The sequence below is a fragment of the Bacteroides sp. An269 genome, assembly GCF_002159755.1.
Classification (GTDB): Bacteria; Bacteroidota; Bacteroidia; order Bacteroidales; family Bacteroidaceae; genus Phocaeicola; species Phocaeicola intestinalis.
Genome location: NZ_NFJG01000214.1, coordinates 1 through 2,183, shown reverse-complemented (window position 1 = coordinate 2,183; position 2,183 = coordinate 1). Strand labels below are relative to the sequence as shown.

The following is a 2,183-nucleotide window of genomic DNA, read 5'->3' as shown; positions in this document are numbered from 1 at the left end:
GGCAAACAACTTTGTAGAAAACATCTTTTCCACATGTATGGCACTGCATAATCTCAGAATTAAAATCAACCCTTGGAACTATCATAACTAATTTACATAAACTCTATTTATTTGTTGGGGTACTGGCTATGTTGGAAAGCACCGCAAAAAATTTATGGAAACAAAATACTTTTGACTGCAATCATTATCCTATGTATCGGGATTATCGTCACAAAATGTTATTATGGTTTTGACGTTTACGGCTATGCTACCCCTGTTGTAATCTGCTTGGCTTCAGCCTTGTTTCTGCTATTCAGGTCGCTGAATGTGAATTGGAAGTTGGCAAACCAACTGGCACCTTACTGCTTTGGCATTTATCTGGTGCATCCTGTATTCATCAATTTCGCCTATAAGCTTTTGAATGTAGATGAAGAAGTGGTTGTACCTATTTACAATTTTATCGGCTTCTTCCTGCTATTCACACTTTTGTCATTAGCCAGCACATATATTCTGATGAAAATTCCGTTTATGAAGAAGCATGTGTTATAAGCAAATAAAAACATCTCCCGTTTGCCTTTCTCGAAATTAATTCGTTTCTTTGTAGAAAACTTAGGAACACTATGGAAGTGCCATCTAAAATAATGCATTCTATACAAGAAACAGCTTCGAAGGTATTGCCTATTGGAGCACAAATGATTTTGTTCGGGTCACGGGCACGTGGAGATGCGCGAGAAGATTCGGACTGGGATCTTCTTATCTTGCTAGAACAAGACAAAGTGAGCCATGATGATTACAACAACATCGCTTTTCCGTTGGTGGAGTTGGGATGGAAAATCAATGCAGAGATTAATCCTTTGGTATATACATATGCCGAATGGGGAAAAAGGCATTTCACTCCTTTTTATAAAAATGTAGAACAAGAGGGAATCGTATTATGGCACTGACGTTGGAAGAAAAAAGGGCAATCATAGCCTATCGCCTGCAAAAATCGGAACAAGCAATGGTGGAAGCACGGGACAATGCGCAATTAAAGCACTGGAATCTTGTTGCAAACCGTTTATATTATGCGGTTTTTCATGCAGCTACCGCATTGTTGATAGATAAAGGCTTTTCTTCTAAAACCCATAGTGGTGTAATCTGCATTTTAGGACAAGAATTTGTGATGAAAGGACTACTTAGTAAAGAAGATGCCCGTTTGGCCTCCCGCTTATTGAATATGAGACAAGCTGGTGATTACGATGATTTATTTGACTGGACAGAAGAAGAAGTTGCTCCTTTGTTTCCACAAACAGAGACACTGCTAAGCAAATTAAAGTCTCTACTTTCTGTATATTCTTGATATTCTTCGCAAACCAATTTTGTTACAATGGCGAATCCAATGGAGATAAAGAAACCAGAAGAAAAATCTGTTTCACAAAATTCATATATTTCCTCAACACAGGAGATATCCCTTTCGATGCCACTGCGCCCGGATTAAAAGAAGCCCGTGAGAAACTGCGGCTTGAACGCATGAGCAAGGCAGAACCGAATGCGTATTACCGCCATTTAGACAATGTGGTCATCTTACGTGATAACATTGTAACAGCAAGAGACGAGGAACGTTTAGAGGGACGCGCAGAGGGGCGTACTGAAGGAATAAATATTGACGCGAGAAAAACGAAAGCCGACATAGCTAAACAAATGAAAATGGATGGTATGCCAATGGAAATCATCATGAAATATACAGGATTTACCCAAGACGAAATCGAAAAGTTATAAATACTCATAAGTCAACAAAATTAAATACAAGACACTTTAGATATTATCCATGCAACGTTACGATTACTTGATAGTAGGTGCCGAATTATTCGGCTCCGTATTTGCCTATAAAGCTACACAAGAAGGAAAGAAATGCCTAGTCATCGACCGCCGACCGCATTTGGGAGGAAACTTATATTGTGAGCACTGGCAGACAAGATTGTATTTACCGGTGCCATCGATGAGTATTACGGATATAGATTCTCCAAAAAACTTTCTCGGCTTAATGCATCCGTTTTCGTATGTGCTTTAGTTTTTTAGTCATCCCAAATCATCGCACAATAAATTCCAAAACAGTTTCTTCTATGTTGTAATCCAAATATCCAGAGAATTTTTTTATTTTATTAAAGGTTTTCATTAGCTTTGTAATCAAGGAGTTGAAGAGGACGCAAGCTCTGCTGAGGAGC

At 38.7% G+C, this 2,183-nt stretch carries 4 protein-coding genes and 1 pseudogene; all 5 read left to right on the top strand.

Going from position 1 to position 2,183, the window contains the following annotated elements; all coding sequences use genetic code 11:
• The first annotated feature begins 111 nt into the window (after positions 1-111).
• Positions 112-528 carry an acyltransferase family protein gene (locus tag B5F71_RS19295; protein WP_337959696.1) on the top strand — a complete coding sequence of 139 codons (417 nt, stop codon included), beginning with the start codon at positions 112-114 and terminating at the stop codon, positions 526-528.
• A gap of 92 nt (positions 529-620) precedes the next feature.
• On the top strand, positions 621-923 hold the full coding sequence (locus tag B5F71_RS19290) for a nucleotidyltransferase domain-containing protein (RefSeq protein ID WP_225226352.1): 303 nt from the start codon (positions 621-623) through the stop codon (positions 921-923).
• On the top strand, positions 914-1,318 hold the full coding sequence (locus tag B5F71_RS19285) for a HEPN domain-containing protein (protein ID WP_087213579.1): 405 nt from the start codon (positions 914-916) through the stop codon (positions 1,316-1,318). The genes B5F71_RS19290 and B5F71_RS19285 overlap by 10 nt, the downstream gene beginning before the upstream one ends.
• Before the next feature lie 170 nt (positions 1,319-1,488).
• Positions 1,489-1,737, top strand: coding sequence for a hypothetical protein (locus B5F71_RS20010; protein ID WP_140406973.1), 249 nt, complete (start codon positions 1,489-1,491; stop codon positions 1,735-1,737).
• 49 nt (positions 1,738-1,786) lie between these two features.
• Positions 1,787-1,921: pseudogene (locus B5F71_RS19275) on the top strand (NAD(P)-binding protein); the annotation flags it as partial.
• Positions 1,922-2,183 lie beyond the last annotated feature (262 nt).